Annotated in this window: 10 protein-coding genes; 3 read left to right on the top strand and 7 right to left on the bottom strand. The window is 70.9% G+C overall.

Features of this window, described 5'->3' with window-relative positions; translation table 11 throughout:
• Positions 1 to 104: 104 nt before the first annotated feature.
• The 3 genes from QA861_RS11485 to QA861_RS11495 all read left to right on the top strand — a co-directional run bounded on the left by QA861_RS11485 (position 105) and on the right by QA861_RS11495 (position 6,745).
• A complete protein-coding gene (locus tag QA861_RS11485; protein WP_334588248.1) occupies positions 105 to 4,985 on the top strand; it encodes an ATP-dependent helicase in 4,881 nt (1,626 codons plus the stop codon).
• A 48-nt stretch (positions 4,986 to 5,033) separates the two neighbouring features.
• The gene (locus QA861_RS11490; protein ID WP_334588249.1) at positions 5,034 to 5,867 is read left to right on the top strand and encodes a DNA-formamidopyrimidine glycosylase family protein; all 834 of its coding nucleotides are present in this window, start codon (positions 5,034 to 5,036) and stop codon (positions 5,865 to 5,867) included.
• Positions 5,868 to 5,980: 113 nt separating this feature from the next.
• Positions 5,981 to 6,745 (top strand): SDR family NAD(P)-dependent oxidoreductase, encoded by a 765-nt coding sequence (locus QA861_RS11495; protein WP_334588250.1) that lies wholly within the window; start codon positions 5,981 to 5,983, stop codon positions 6,743 to 6,745.
• On the opposite strand, the gene QA861_RS11500 is transcribed toward QA861_RS11495, so the two are convergent.
• From QA861_RS11500 to QA861_RS11530, 7 genes are all read right to left on the bottom strand, one after another.
• Complete coding sequence (locus QA861_RS11500) at positions 6,708 to 6,983, bottom strand: hypothetical protein (RefSeq protein ID WP_334588251.1); 276 nt, start codon at positions 6,981 to 6,983, stop codon at positions 6,708 to 6,710. The two genes, QA861_RS11495 and QA861_RS11500, sit on opposite strands and share 38 nt — an antisense overlap.
• A gap of 283 nt (positions 6,984 to 7,266) precedes the next feature.
• Positions 7,267 to 7,641, bottom strand: coding sequence for a helix-turn-helix domain-containing protein (locus QA861_RS11505; RefSeq protein WP_006379734.1), 375 nt, complete (start codon positions 7,639 to 7,641; stop codon positions 7,267 to 7,269).
• 109 nt (positions 7,642 to 7,750) lie between these two features.
• Complete coding sequence (locus tag QA861_RS11510) at positions 7,751 to 8,296, bottom strand: CinA family protein (protein ID WP_334588252.1); 546 nt, start codon at positions 8,294 to 8,296, stop codon at positions 7,751 to 7,753.
• Positions 8,293 to 9,123, bottom strand: coding sequence for a CDP-diacylglycerol--glycerol-3-phosphate 3-phosphatidyltransferase (gene pgsA / locus QA861_RS11515; RefSeq protein ID WP_334588253.1), 831 nt, complete (start codon positions 9,121 to 9,123; stop codon positions 8,293 to 8,295). The genes QA861_RS11510 and pgsA overlap by 4 nt, the downstream gene beginning before the upstream one ends.
• Positions 9,120 to 10,691 carry a 30S ribosomal protein S12 methylthiotransferase RimO gene (gene rimO, locus QA861_RS11520; RefSeq protein WP_334588254.1) on the bottom strand — a complete coding sequence of 524 codons (1,572 nt, stop codon included), beginning with the start codon at positions 10,689 to 10,691 and terminating at the stop codon, positions 9,120 to 9,122. Before rimO ends, pgsA begins: the two co-directional genes overlap by 4 nt.
• 97 nt (positions 10,692 to 10,788) lie before the next feature.
• Entirely contained in the window at positions 10,789 to 11,643 is an 855-nt protein-coding gene (locus QA861_RS11525) for a RodZ domain-containing protein (RefSeq protein WP_334588255.1), read from the bottom strand.
• Positions 11,644 to 11,913: 270 nt separating this feature from the next.
• Positions 11,914 to 14,640 (bottom strand): DNA translocase FtsK, encoded by a 2,727-nt coding sequence (locus QA861_RS11530; RefSeq protein ID WP_334588256.1) that lies wholly within the window; start codon positions 14,638 to 14,640, stop codon positions 11,914 to 11,916.
• Between the last annotated feature and the right edge of the window lie 14 nt (positions 14,641 to 14,654).

The raw sequence follows: 14,654 nt of genomic DNA on the forward strand, positions 1-14,654 counted from the left end.
GAAGGAGCCTCAGCCCATCCGGGCACACCCCCCACGCGCCTCCACCGGCGGAGACAAACTCGCAGGTCAGGGCAATTGTCAGTGGCGAGGTGCAGGATGGGTCCATGGTCAGCTCCGCACACCGAGCCCTCGACGGCTTCTCCCCCGCGACCCGCGGCTGGTTCACGGGGGCCTTCTCCGCGCCCACCGCGGCCCAGACCGGAGCGTGGGAAGCCATCGGCGAGGGCTCGGACGTGCTGGTGGTGGCCCCGACCGGTTCCGGCAAGACCCTCGCCGCGTTCCTCGCGGCGCTCGACCAGCTCACCTCGACACCCCCGCCGGCCGACCCGCACAAACGCTGCCGCGTGCTCTACATCTCCCCGCTCAAGGCCCTCGCGGTCGACGTGGAACGGAACCTGCGAAGCCCCCTCACAGGCATCCGCCAGGAATCGGTACGCCTGGGGCTGCCCGAGCCCGAGGTCAAGGTGGGCATCCGCTCCGGTGACACCCCGCCCGCCGAGCGCCGTGCCCTCGCCACCCGCCCGCCGGACATCCTGATCACCACCCCCGAGTCGCTGTTCCTGATGCTCACGTCGGCCACACGCGACGCGCTGACGGGCGTGGAGACGGTGATCCTGGACGAGGTGCACGCGGTCGCGGGCACCAAGCGCGGCGCGCATCTCGCGCTCTCTCTGGAGCGACTTGACGAGCTGCTGCCGAGGCCCGCCCGGCGCATCGGCCTCTCCGCGACCGTTCGCCCGGTCGACGAGATCGCGCGTTACCTCTCGCCCCTCCGCAAGGTGGAGATCGTCCAGCCCACATCCGGCAAGGAGTTCGACCTCTCGGTCGTCGTCCCGGTCGAGGACCTGGGCGAACTGGGCGGTTCTCCGGTCGCCGAAGGGAAGGAGGGGGCCGAACGGCCGTCCATCTGGCCACATGTCGAGGAGCGGATCGCCGATCTCGTCCAGTCGCACCGCTCGACGATCGTGTTCGCCAACTCCCGCCGCCTCGCGGAGCGTCTGTGCAACCGGCTCAACGAGATCGCGTACGAGCGAGCCACCGGTGAGCCCCTCACCGAACACCACGCTCCCGCTGAGCTGATGGGCGGCTCGGGCGCGGCCCAGGGCGCCCCTGTGGTCATCGCCCGGGCCCACCACGGTTCGGTCTCCAAGGAACAGCGCGCGCTCGTCGAGGAGGACCTCAAAGCGGGCCGGCTGCCCGCCGTGGTGGCCACCTCCAGCCTCGAACTGGGTATCGACATGGGCGCGGTGGACCTGGTCATCCAGGTCGAGTCGCCGCCGTCCGTGGCCTCCGGGCTGCAACGCGTCGGCCGCGCAGGACACCAGGTGGGCGCGGTCTCCACAGGCGTCGTCTTTCCCAAGTACAGGGGTGACCTCGTTCAGGCGGCCGTGGTCACCGAGCGCATGCGCACCGGTTCCATCGAGTCCCTGCGGGTCCCCGCCAACCCCCTGGACGTCCTCGCCCAACAGCTCGTCGCCATGGTGGCGCTGGACACCTGGCAGGTCGACGACCTGTTGTCCACGGTCCGCCGGGCGGCGCCCTTCGCCTCCCTCCCCGAGTCGGCGTTCACCGCGGTCCTGGACATGCTCGCGGGCCGCTATCCGTCCGACGCCTTCGCGGAGTTGCGCCCCCGCGTGGTGTGGGACCGCATCGCCGGCACCGTGACCGGCCGCCCGGGAGCGCAGCGACTCGCCGTGACCTCCGGGGGCACGATTCCCGACCGGGGTCTCTTCGGTGTCTTCCTCGCCGGCGCCGACCCCAAGAAGGGCGGCGGCCGGGTCGGCGAGCTCGACGAGGAAATGGTGTACGAGTCCCGCGTGGGGGACGTCTTCACGCTCGGTACGAGCTCCTGGCGCATCGAGGACATCACCCGCGACCGCGTCGTGGTGTCCCCCGCGCCCGGGGTGCCCGGTCGTCTCCCCTTCTGGAAGGGCGACCAACTGGGCCGCCCGCTCGAACTGGGCCGCGCGGTGGGCGCGTTCCTGCGCGAGGTCGGTTCCCTGCCGGAGGAGGACGCCCGCCTCCGGCTCCTCGCCGCCGGACTCGACACGTGGGCCGCCGACAACGTCCTCTCCTACCTGGCCGAACAGCGCGAGGCCTGCGGCCACATCCCGGACGACCGGACCATCGTCGTGGAGCAGTTCCGCGACGAACTCGGCGACTGGCGGGTCGTCGTCCACTCCCCTTTCGGCGCCCAGGTCCACGCCCCGTGGGCACTCGCCCTCAGTGCCCGCCTCTCCGAGCGGTACGGCATGGACGCCCAGGTCATGCACGCCGACGACGGCATCGTGCTGCGCCTCCCGGACGCCGACCTGATGAGCCTGGACCTGCTCGACCAGGAGCCGGCCAGGACCGGCATGGAGTACGACGCCGAGCAGGCACCCGTGGGCGCGGCGGACGTGGCCTTCGACAAGGGCGAGGTCAACCAGATCGTCACTGACCAGGTGGGCGGCTCGGCCCTGTTCGCGGCCCGCTTCCGCGAGTGCGCGGCGCGCGCCCTGCTGCTCCCGCGTCGCAACCCCGGCAAACGCACCCCCCTGTGGCAGCAGCGCCAGCGGGCCTCCCAACTGCTCCAGGTCGCAAGCGAGTTCGGTTCGTTCCCCATCGTTCTCGAAGCGGTCCGCGAATGCCTCCAGGACGTCTTCGACGTCCCTGGTCTCGTGGAGCTGATGGGCGACATCGAGTCCCGCAAGGTGCGCCTGGTCGAGGTCACCACCCCCGAGCCCTCCCCCTTCGCCCGTTCCCTCCTCTTCGGGTACGTCGCACAGTTCCTGTACGAGGGCGACTCACCGCTCGCCGAGCGGCGCGCCGCCGCCCTGTCACTGGACTCGCGACTGCTGGCCGAGCTGCTGGGTCAGGCGGAGCTGCGCGAACTGCTCGACGCCGAGGTACTGACCGAGCTGGAGCGGGAACTGCGGTGGCTCACCGAGGACCGACGCGCGAAGGACGCCGAAAGCGTCGCGGACCTGCTGCGCCTGCTCGGTCCGCTCACCGACGCCGAACTCGCGGAGCGCGGCGCCGATCCGCAGTGGGCCCGGGAGCTGGCCGGCGCCCGCCGCGCGATCCGGGTCCGCATCGGCGGCGCCGACCACTGGGCGGCGATCGAGGACGCGGGCCGTCTGCGCGACGCGCTCGGCACGGCGCTCCCGGTCGGCGTCCCGGAGGCCTTCACCGAGCCGGTCAAGGACCCGCTCGGCGACCTCCTGGCCCGCCACGCCCGCACCCATGGCCCGTTCACCTCGGCCACGGCCGCAGCCCGCTTCGGCCTGGGCGTGGCGGTCACCGAGGGCGCGCTTCAGCGCCTGGCGGCGAACGGCCGCGTCGTGCAAGGGGAGTTCCACCCGGCCGGCATCGGCCAGGAGTGGTGCGACGCGACGGTTCTGCGCCGCCTCCGGCGCCGCTCCCTGGCCGCCCTGCGGCACGAACTGGAACCGGTACCGCCCGCGGCACTCGCGCAGTTCCTGCCGCAGTGGCAGCACATCGGAAAGGGCCACGGGCTGCGCGGCGTCGACGGACTGGTGCGCGCGGTCGAGCAGTTGCAGGGCGCCTCCGTGCCGGCGTCCGCCCTGGAGAAGCTGGTCCTGCCGTCCCGGGTGGCGAACTACGCCCCCGCGATGCTCGACGAACTCACGGCAGCCGGGGAGATCGTCTGGGCCGGGGCGGGCTCGCTTCCCGGCAAGGACGGCTGGGTGTCCCTGTATCTGGCGGACGCGGCCCCGCTGCTCCTGCCACCGCCCCACCCCCTGGAGCCCACCGCGCTCCACCAGTCCGTGCTCGACGCCCTCACCGGCGGCTACGGGCTTTTCTTCCGCCAGATCGCCGACCAGGTCCGCGCCACCACGCACCCGGACGCCTCGGATCCCCAACTGGCCGACACCGTCTGGGACCTGGCCTGGTCGGGCCGGCTCACGAACGACACACTCACCCCGATGCGCTCCCTCCTGGGTTCGGGCCGTACGGCAGGCTCGACGGCACACCGGGCGAAACGCGCCGTCCCGCGCGGCCGGTACGGCTCGCTGACGGCCGCCGCACGCCCCGCCTCGCGCGGTGGCCCGCCGACCGTGGCCGGCCGCTGGTCCCTGCTCCCGGGACCTGAACCCGACCTCACCGTCCGCGCCCACGCCCTGGCCCGCACCCTGCTCGACCGCCATGGGGTGGTGACCCGCGGAGCCGTTTCCGCGGAGGGGGTGGAGGGCGGCTTCTCAGCCGTGTATCGCATCCTCTCCGCCTTCGAGGACAGCGGTCAGGCCCGTCGCGGCTACGTGGTGGAGGGTCTCGGCGCCGCCCAGTTCGCCATGGACGGCGCGGTGGACCGCCTCCGCGCGACAGCGAACGCCCGGGACCGCGGCGACTCCCGGCCCTCCCCGGGTATCGACCCCGGCTTCCCCGGCAACGGCGGCACGGTCGACGCACACGGCGCGGCCTCCCCAGCGGACCACGGCTTCGTGGACGACATCGACATCGACCTCGACCTCAACTCTCCCTCACCCCACGCCCGCACGGCCCGGAGCCCGCGCGACTCGGCCCACGGTTTCGCCGGAAGCTCTTGGTCCCGCGCCTCCAACGCCTCGTCCACCTCCACCTCCTCCGGAGCCACCCGTGCCGTAGTCCTCGCCGCCGCCGATCCGGCGAACGCGTACGGTGCCGCACTCCCCTGGCCCGAGCCCCCGACCGGTGCCGGCCACAAACCGGGCCGCAAGGCCGGTTCCCTGGTGGTACTGGTCGACGGAGAGCTGACCCTCTATATGGAGCGCGGCGGCAAGACGCTGCTGGCCTGGCCCTCCGAACCTGACGGCGGGCCCGTCGAAGACCCCCGTCTGCGCGCGGCGGCCGAAGCCCTCGCCGCAGCCGCCCGCGCGGGTTCCCTCGGCACGGTCACAGTGGAACGAGTCAACGGCGCCTCGGCCCTGACCTCTCCCTTCGGCACCCTTCTGGAAGGAGCGGGCTTCATCGCGACCCCTCGCGGCCTGCGCCTACGCGCATGATCTTCTGCGCGAAGGACCTGTCCGACGCCGACATGTCACCCTGGAACCATGCCCGAAGGTGACACCGTCCGGCAGGCAGCGAGGCGACTGCACGACGCGCTCGCCGGCAAGGTGCTGACCCGTTCCGACCTTCGTGTGCCCAAGTACGCCACGGCCGACCTCACCGGCCGCACCGTCCTGGAGGTCACCCCGCGCGGCAAGCACCTCCTCACCCGAGTCGAGGGCGGCCTGACCCTCCACTCGCATCTGCGGATGGACGGCTCCTGGAAGGTGTACGAGAACGGCCGGCGCTGGAGCGGCGGCCCGTCGCACCAGATCCGGGCGATCCTCGGCACCGCGGACCTCAGTGCCGTCGGCTACCGCCTCCCTGTCCTCGAACTGCTGCGCACCGCCGACGAACACCGGGCCGTCGGCCATCTCGGCCCCGACCTCCTGGGCCCGGACTGGAACCCCGACCAGGCGCTCGCCAACCTCCTCGCGGACCCCGCCCGCCCCTTGGGCGAAGCCCTGCTCGACCAGCGCAACCTCGCCGGCATCGGCAATGTCTACAAGAGCGAGCTGTGCTTCCTCCTGGGCGCCACCCCCTGGCTCCCTGTCGGCGACCTGCCCGCCGACCGCACCGCGAAGCTGCCCGCGCTCGCGAAGAAACTCCTCGACGCAAACCGGGACCGTCCGGTCCGCAGCACGACGGGCCGCCGCGACCAGAACCTCTTCGTGTACGGCCGCGCGTCCCGCCCCTGTCTGCGCTGCCAGACCCCCGTCCGCGTCGCCGACCAGGGCGACGGCTCCCGCGAACGCCCCACCTATTGGTGCCAGACCTGCCAACGGGGCCCGGCCCCCACCCCCGGCGCCACCAGAGCGCGGCGCAAGCCACTCCCGTAGGACCTGACACCGCACACGCACCGCGCGACGGGAACCCCACACGCCCACACGCTCAGCACCGAACCGCGCACGACCAATTGACGACCCGTCAGAAACCCTCGTACCGTCCCAGCATGCCCGTACAGGCGTACGACCTCACCGGACGCACCGCATTCGTCACCGGGGCCGCCAGCGGCATCGGACGCGCATCCGCCGTACTGCTCGCCGAAGCGGGCGCCACCGTGCACTGCGCCGACCGGGACGCGCAGGGACTGCACGAGACGGCGACCCTGATCAAGGGCATGGGCGGCACGGCCCGTACCCACCACCTGGACGTCACCGACCGGGCCCAGGTCCGGCAGGCCGTCACGTCGTGCGAGCGGCTGGACATCATGGCGGCGGTCGCCGGGATCATGCACAGCAGCCCCGTGCTGGAGACCCGCGACGAGGACCTCGAGCGCGTCCTGACCGTCAACTTCAAGGGCGTGCTGTACGCCTGCCAGGAGGCGGCCCGCCTGATGATCTCCCGGAACACCAAGGGCAGCATCGTCACCATGGCCTCGGGCGCCGTCGATACCGGCAGCCCCGGCCTGCTCTGCTACGGCGTCGCCAAGGCGGCGGTCATCCAGCTGACGAAGACGCTGGCCGCCGAGATCGGGCGCCACGGCATCCGTGTCAACGCCGTCGCGCCGGGCTGGATCCGTACGCCGATGACCGACCGCCACGACGGCGAGGCACAGGCGCACACCGAGGCCCTCATGTCCCGTATGGCTCCCCTGGGCCGGGTAGGCGAACCGGAGGAGGTCGCCCACGCCGTGCTGCATCTGGCGTCCGACGCGTCGGCGTTCACGACGGGCCAGATCATCCGCCCGAACGGCGGTGTGGCGATGCCCTGGTAGGACCGGCCCCGACACCCTCGCCACCCAGCCCCCGCACCGCCCCCGCGACCTCCACGGCCCGCGCCGCCGAAGTCTTCGGCACGCAGTGCACCGGCAACAGACTCAGCCCCCACCCCCCGGCCGCGACCGCCCCCTCCAGCACCCCCGCGCCGGGTGCCAGCGCGAGCCGCAGAACAGCCCACCACCAGACGACCCCGAGCCCCAGCAGCGCCCCCCAGCGAACTATCCGCACCGCCATGGCCCACCTCCAGCCCCACGCTAGAACGCCCCGCTCACCCGCACACAGGGCGCATCACCGGCACAGAGGCGCACCGCTTTCCCAAGGAAGGCCGCCCGGGAAACCGCGCGCGCCCGCCTCCTCACACCATGACCGCCCCGCGACCCACCGGCAAACGCACCCAGGGGAGGACCCCCGAGAACCCGCGGAGCGGGCACCCAACGCGAGAGCCCCGACCGCACTCCTCCGGATCTCCCGGAGAAGCCCCGGCCGGGGCTCTCACACACTTTGACTCTCGTGCACCTCAGGCGGCGACGACATCCACCGCCTCGGCGGGCGCCTTGATGGTCACCCGTTCCGGTGGCACACCGGCCACCGATACGGAACCCAGCATGGGACGCACCGGCGTGGGTACAGGTTCGTTGGCCGCAGCAGACTGGGCCAGCTCGGCGAGGGCGAGATCGTCACTCACTTCCCGCATGAGCTCGGACATCCGTACGTCCAGCGCGTCGCAGATCGCGGACAGCAGTTCGGAGGATGCCTCCTTCTGCCCCCGCTCCACCTCGGAGAGATAGCCGAGTGAGACTCGGGCGGACGAGGAGACTTCGCGCAGAGTACGGCCCTGGCGCTGGCGCTGCCGACGCAGCACGTCACCCAACAGGCGACGGAGCAGAATCATCGGTGGCTCCCTCCTCGGACCGCGTAGCCGCATCCTTCACGCCCCACCGTACCGCCTTGCGCCGCGGCCGTGCGGGGAGCGATGCCGTGTTCACTCAGGGCTGCAAACATCAGGTCCCCCCGTTCTGTTCCGTATTCTGTGCCCGCTCATTCCCGGCCTGTTCGCCCGCAATCCCCTCAAGGAGGAGTGCGAGTACGCTCCGTACACTCTCCATACGAATTTCCGCCCGGGAGCCGTTCAACCGCAGCGACGCCACTTTTCCGCCACCTTGGGAACCGGAATCCGCTGCGTGAGGGCCGGCGACCGCCACGAAAACCGTTCCTACGGGCTGCCCGTCCTGCGGTTCAGGGCCGGCGACACCGGTCGTCGCGGCACCCCAGTCGGCGCCGAGAACTCTGCGGGCTCCGGCCGCCATCTGGGCCGCGACCTGCGGATCCACCGCCCCTCGGGCGCTCAGCAGAGCTGAGTCGACGCCCAGCACCTGGTGCTTCAGTTCGGTCGCGTACGCGGTCACCGCACCCCGGAACACCTTGGAGGCCCCGGGCACCGACGTGATCTCGGCCGCGACCAGACCGCCCGTGAGGGACTCCGCGACAGCGAGCGTCTCGCCCCTCACTGTCAGTAGTCTCACCACGTCGGCGGCCACGGAACTCACCGTTCCGTCTCCACGGACGAGGCCTCGCGCTCGGCGATTCCCTCGGTGCGCAGCACAATGGCCTGTCTTATGTAGTCGAGGCCGGTCACCACGGTCAGTACCACCGCCGCGGCCATCACCCAGAACCTCAGCGTCGCCAGCGGCCCCGTCAGCGCCAGGACGTACATCCCGACGGCCACGCCCTGCGTGAGCGTCTTGATCTTGCCGCCGCGGCTCGCGGGGATCACGCCGTAGCGGATCACGACGAAGCGCAGGAGTGTGATCCCGAGCTCACGCCCGAGGATGACACCGGTCACCCACCACGGCAGATCACCGAGCGCGGAGAGACAGAGCAGCGCCGCTCCCATGATCGCCTTGTCGGCGATGGGGTCGGCGATCTTCCCGAAGTCGGTGACGAGGTCGTACGTACGCGCCAGATGGCCGTCGAAGATGTCGGTGATCATGGCGACGGCGAAGGCCGCCCACGCCAGCGAGCGCCACGCCGGGTCGTACCCCCCGTCGGCCAGCATCAGGGCCACGAAACCCGGCACAAGGAGCAACCGGATCATCGTAAGAATGTTCGCGATGTTCCAGAGGCTGGCCTGATTGACGGCCGCGGCCCCCAACTTCCCACCGCGCACCGCCTTCACACCCTCCAGGTCATCAGTGACCAGGGAGTCGACGCCGGAGCCGGATGCCTCGGAGCCGACAGCGGGGCCGGAGAGCGCGGGAGCGACCGAGGAGCCCGTGGTACCCATCGCGCCCGGCACAGTCACCGCACCCGGAACGCTCTTGGCGTTCCGCGCGCTGGAGGAGCCGCCCGCTGCGGATGCCGGGACTCCGGTCATCTGGTCGCCTCCTCTGACTCCGAACGCGCGAGCGGGCCGAGCGAACCCGGAAGCAGCTCGGCCACCAGGTCGACACCTTCCGTACCGACCACTTTCGCCTCGACCATACGACCGACACTCAGCTCTTCGCCGCTCGTGAGACCCGCGAAGTCCGCGAAGTTGGTGAACAGCACCTGCCCGTCCGTCTCGGGGGCCTGGTGCGCGCCCCGGCCGTACGCGCCCTCCTCGCCACCGACCGACTCGACCAGCACGTGCACGGTCTCACCGACGCGCTCCTCCGCACGTTGCGAGACCAGCTCCTCGGCCAGCCGCGACACCCGGGCGAGTCGCGCCGCGACCACGTCCTCGTCCAGCTTGTTCTCGTACGTCGCCGCTTCCGTGCCGTCCTCGTCGGAGTACCCGAAGACACCGATGGCGTCCAGGCGCGCGTTGTTCAGGAACCGCTCCAGCTCCGCCAGGTCGGCCTCCGTCTCACCGGGGAAGCCCACGATGAAGTTGGACCGCACACCGGCCTGCGGCGCCTTGCTCCGGATGGTGTCGAGCAGCTCCAGGAAGCGGTCGGTGTCACCGAAGCGCCGCATCGCACGCAACACGTCGGGCGCGGAATGCTGGAAGGAGAGATCGAAGTAGGGGGCGACCTTCGGGGTCGAGGTCAGCACGTCGATGAGCCCCGGGCGCATCTCGGCGGGCTGGAGATAGCTCACCCGCACGCGCTCGATGCCGTCGACGTCCGCGAGCTCGGGCAGCAGCGACTCCAGCAGACGGATGTCCCCCAGGTCCTTGCCGTACGAGGTGTTGTTCTCGGAGACGAGCATGACCTCCTTGACGCCCTGCTCCGCGAGCCACCTGGTCTCGTTCAGTACGTCGCTGGGGCGGCGCGAGATGAAGGAGCCGCGGAAGGACGGGATGGCGCAGAAGGTGCAGCGCCGGTCGCAGCCGGAAGCCAGCTTCACCGAGGCGACGGGCGCGCCGTCGAGCCGCCGGCGCAGCGGCGCGCGGGGGCCGGAGACCGGAGCGACGCCTTCGGGGAGATCGGCAGGGGCCTCGACCGGTTCCACCGGCTTGGCGGCCGTGCCGGCGTCGGTGTCCGTGGCCGCGCCGTGCCCCGGGAGAGCGATCCCAGCACCCGCGCCCTGCCGCTCCGCCGGGCTGATCGGCAGCAGCTTGCGCCGGTCGCGCGGGGTGTGCGAGGCGTGGATACCGCCGTTCAGGATGGTTCGGAGGCGGTCGGAGATGTCGGCGTAGTCGTCGAAGCCGAGCACGCCGTCGGCTTCGGGCAGCGCTTCGGCGAGTTCCTTGCCGTACCGCTCGGCCATGCAGCCCACCGCCACGACGGCCTGGGTTCTGCCGTGCCCCTTGAGGTCGTTGGCCTCAAGGAGGGCGTCGACGGAGTCCTTCTTGGCGGCCTCGACGAAGCCACAGGTGTTGACGACGGCGACATCCGCGTCCTCGGCGTCCTCCACGAGTTGCCAGCCGTCCGCCTCCAAGCGGCCTGCGAGCTCCTCCGAGTCCACCTCGTTACGGGCGCAGCCAAGGGTGACGAGTGCGACGGTACGGCGTTCAGGCATGGGCTCAAGACTACTTCGTCCCACTGACACCCCACGTCGACGGGGCTGGCCGATCTTGGCCAGCCCCGTACCTGTGGACTTCGGGAGCGCGTACCGCTCAGCCGACCTCGGGGTCGCCCTTCGTGTACGTGAGCCGCTCCACGGCCCCCGACTGGAACTCGTCGTCGATCTTCTTGCCGTTCACGTACAGCTGGATCGCGCCCGCGTCGCCCAGGACGAGATTGACCTCTTCGTCGTCCTGGAAGGTCTGGGACTGGCCCTGCTTGAGCAGGCCGTCGAAGAGCAGGCGGCCGTTGTGGTCCTTGGCCGAGATCCAGCTGCGCCCGTCAGAGGCGCTCACCTGGACGGTCACCTTGTCGGCCGGTGCCGCCGCGATGGCGCTTTCCGACGGGTCCGGCTTCGGGTCGGCGGGCTTGTCCTTCTTGGGCGTGGGTGAAGCCGGATCGCTGGCCGTGGGCGTGGCACCCTCGGCGACCTGGGTTCGCGCATCCGCGCTACCGTCGCCGCCCTTGACCAGCGTGAAGCCGACGAAGCCGATCACGGCGACGATCGCGGCGACCATCGCCGCGGTCCAGTTCGGCCCGCGCCGCTCGGGGCGGATGCGTTCCGCCTCGAACAGGGGCGCGGCCGGGGTGGGCGCCGGACGTCCACCATGGGCGTCGGCGAACTGCGCGAGCAGCGGTTCGGGGTCGAGGTGGACGGCACGGGCGAGAGTCCGGATGTGGCCGCGCGCGTAGACGTCTCCACCACAGGGGGCGAAGTCGTCCTGTTCGATCGCGTGCACGATGGCGATCCGGACCCGGGTGGCGGAACTGACGTCGTCGACAGTCAGCCCTGCCGCGATGCGCGCCTGCTGGAGGGCGCGACCGATCGAAGGGCGGGCTGCTTCCTCGCGGTCGTCGCGGTCTTCTTCGAACGGACGCTCGTCTTGTGGAGAGTTGCCGATGGACACGGGGGCGCCTTTCGAGCGTTTAGCCACCTGTGCTGGAGGTTCAGTTTAGGGGGGTTCGGGAAGGGTGGGGCAACCGGGCGGACGGACTTTGTACGCCATCGGAATGGCCAGGACACGCTGATGGTCAGGTCATGGTGAGGCAAGGATCTGTCGCCTCCCTCAACTTGACGTACGCCGAAGGGAAACGGTTGCTCAATGATCCCTTACGAGTGAGTCACATTCGACCACCCGGCTGCTGTACACACGGACGCCCGCACAACGGACGACTCCCTAGGAGTCAGTCTCCCCACGAATCACCGCGAGCATCTCGTCCAGCCCGTCAGCCTTCACAAGAACGTCACGCGCCTTGGACCCCTCGCTCGGCCCGACGATGCCCCGCGTCTCCATGAGGTCCATCAGTCGTCCCGCCTTGGCGAACCCGACCCGCAGTTTGCGCTGGAGCATCGACGTGGAGCCGAACTGGCTGCTGACGACGAGTTCGGCCGCCGCGCACAGTAGTTCGAGATCGTCGCCGATCTCCTCGTCGACCTCCTTCTTCTGCTTGGTGCCCACGGTGACGTCGTCCCGGAAGACCGGCGCCATCTGGTCCTTGCAGTGCTGGACGATCGCGGCGACCTCGTCCTCGGTGACGAAGGCGCCCTGCATACGGGTGGGCTTGTTGGCGCCCATCGGCAGGAACAGTCCATCGCCCTTGCCGATCAGCTTCTCGGCGCCGGGCTGGTCGAGGATGACCCGCGAGTCGGCCAAGGAGGAGGTGGCGAAGGCGAGCCTCGACGGCACGTTCGCCTTGATCAGCCCGGTCACGACGTCCACGGACGGCCGCTGCGTGGCGAGGACCAGGTGGATGCCGGCCGCGCGCGCGAGCTGCGTGATACGCACGATGGCGTCCTCGACGTCCCTGGGGGCCACCATCATCAGGTCGGCCAGCTCGTCGACGATCACCAGCAGATACGGGTACGGCTGAAGTTCGCGCTCACTCCCTTCGGGCAGCTTGACCTTGCCGTTCCTGATGGCCTCGTTGAAGTCGTCGATGTGCCGGTATCCGAACGCGGCCAGATCGTCGTACCGCAGATCCATTTCCCGTACGACCCACTGGAGCGCCTCCGCGGCCCGCTTCGGGTTGGTGATGATCGGCGTGATCAGGTGCGGGATGCCCTCGTACGCGGTCAGCTCCACGCGCTTGGGGTCGACCAGGACCATGCGGACGTCCTCGGGAGTCGCCCGCACCATGACCGACGTGATCAGGCAGTTGATACAGGACGATTTGCCCGAACCCGTCGCACCTGCGACGAGCATATGGGGCATCTTGGCGAGGTTGGCCATCACATAGCCGCCCTCGACGTCCTTGCCGAGCGCGACCAGCATCGGGTGGTCGTCCTCGGCCGCGTCGGCCAGCCGGAGTACGTCCCCCAGGTTGACCATCTCGCGGTCGGTGTTGGGGATCTCGATGCCGACCGCCGACTTGCCGGGGATCGGGCTGATGATCCGGACGTCGGGGCTGGCGACGGCGTACGCGATGTTCTTGGCGAGGGCGGTGATCCGCTCGACCTTCACCGCGGGGCCGAGTTCCACCTCGTACCGCGTGACCGTCGGACCACGGGTGAAGCCGGTGACCGCGGCGTCGACCTTGAACTCCATGAAGACGTTCGAGAGGGAGGCGACCACCACGTCGTTCGCCGCGCTGCGGGTTTTCCCGGGGCCGCCGCGCTCCAGCAGGTCGAGCGACGGCAGGGAGTACGTGATGTCCCCGGACAGCTGGAGCTGTTCCGCGCGCGGGGGCAGGTCCCGCATGGCCTCCGGCGGCGCCTTCGTGAGGTCCTGTACCGGGGCCTTGGCCGGCTCCGCCTTGAGCTTCTCCTGCTTGGGCCGCGCGCCCGGGACGGGAGTGCGCGTCGGGGTCGTCTCCACACGGTCGCCCCCCTTGCTCACCCCCTGGGTGAGGTCGGCGACGATCGGCGAGGGCGGCATCCCGTGCAGCACGGCGCCGTCGAGCGCGGCAGCGGCGGCCGCCGCGACGTCCACGGCGTCCATCGGCCGCCCGGCGTCGGGCTGCCGCATCGCCGAACGCCTGGGGCGGCTCCGGCGCTTGGAGAGCGCCTCCTGCTCGGCGTCGTCCGGGTCGTACGCCTCAGGGGCGGACCCGCGCCCACGGGGGCGCCCGGGCAGCGCCTCGCGCCACTGGTCGTCGTAGCGCTCGTCGTCCTCGGAGAGCCCGTCCTCCTCGGGGTCGCGGAGGATGCCGAGCCGGATCCCCAACTGACGCAGCCGCTGCGGAATCGCGTTGACGGGCGTCGCGGTGACGACGAGCAGCCCGAAGACGGTCAGCAGCACCAGCAGCGGTACGGCGAGGACCTCGCCCATCGTGTACGTCAGCGGGGTCGCCGCGGCCCACCCGATGAGCCCGCCGGCGTCCCTTATGGCCTGCATGCCGTCGCTGCGCGCGGGGGCGCCGCACGCGATGTGGACCTGCCCGAGCACACCGATGACCAGCGCCGACAGACCGATGACGATCCGGCCGTTGGCATCGGGCTGCTCGGGGTGCCTGATGAACCGTACGGCGATGACCGCCAGCAGTATCGGCACGAGCAGGTCGAGGCGGCCGAACGCGCCGGTGACCAGCATCTCGACCAGGTCGCCGACAGGACCGCGCAGGCTGGACCAGGTGCCCGCGGCGACGATCAGCGCGAGGGCGAGCAGCAGCAGTGCCACGCCGTCCTTCCGGTGGGCCGGGTCGAGGTTCTTCGCGCCCTGCCCTATGCCGCGGAACACGGCCCCGACAGCGTGCGCGATGCCGAGCCACAAGGCACGTACGAGGCGGTAGACGCCCCCGGTAGGACTGGGTGCCGGAGGGGGCACGACCTTCTTCGCCGCGGCCTTCCTGGCGGGCGCCTTCTTCGCGGGGGCTTTTTTCGCGGGGGCCTTCCTCGCCGGAGCCTTCGCGGGCACGGCTGCCTTCTTCGCGGGCGGCTTCTTGGCTGCGGAAGGACGTGAGGCCATGTGTGTGAGGTTAC

Source organism: Streptomyces sp. B21-083 (genome assembly GCF_036898825.1).
In the GTDB taxonomy this organism is placed as follows: domain Bacteria; phylum Actinomycetota; class Actinomycetes; order Streptomycetales; family Streptomycetaceae; genus Streptomyces.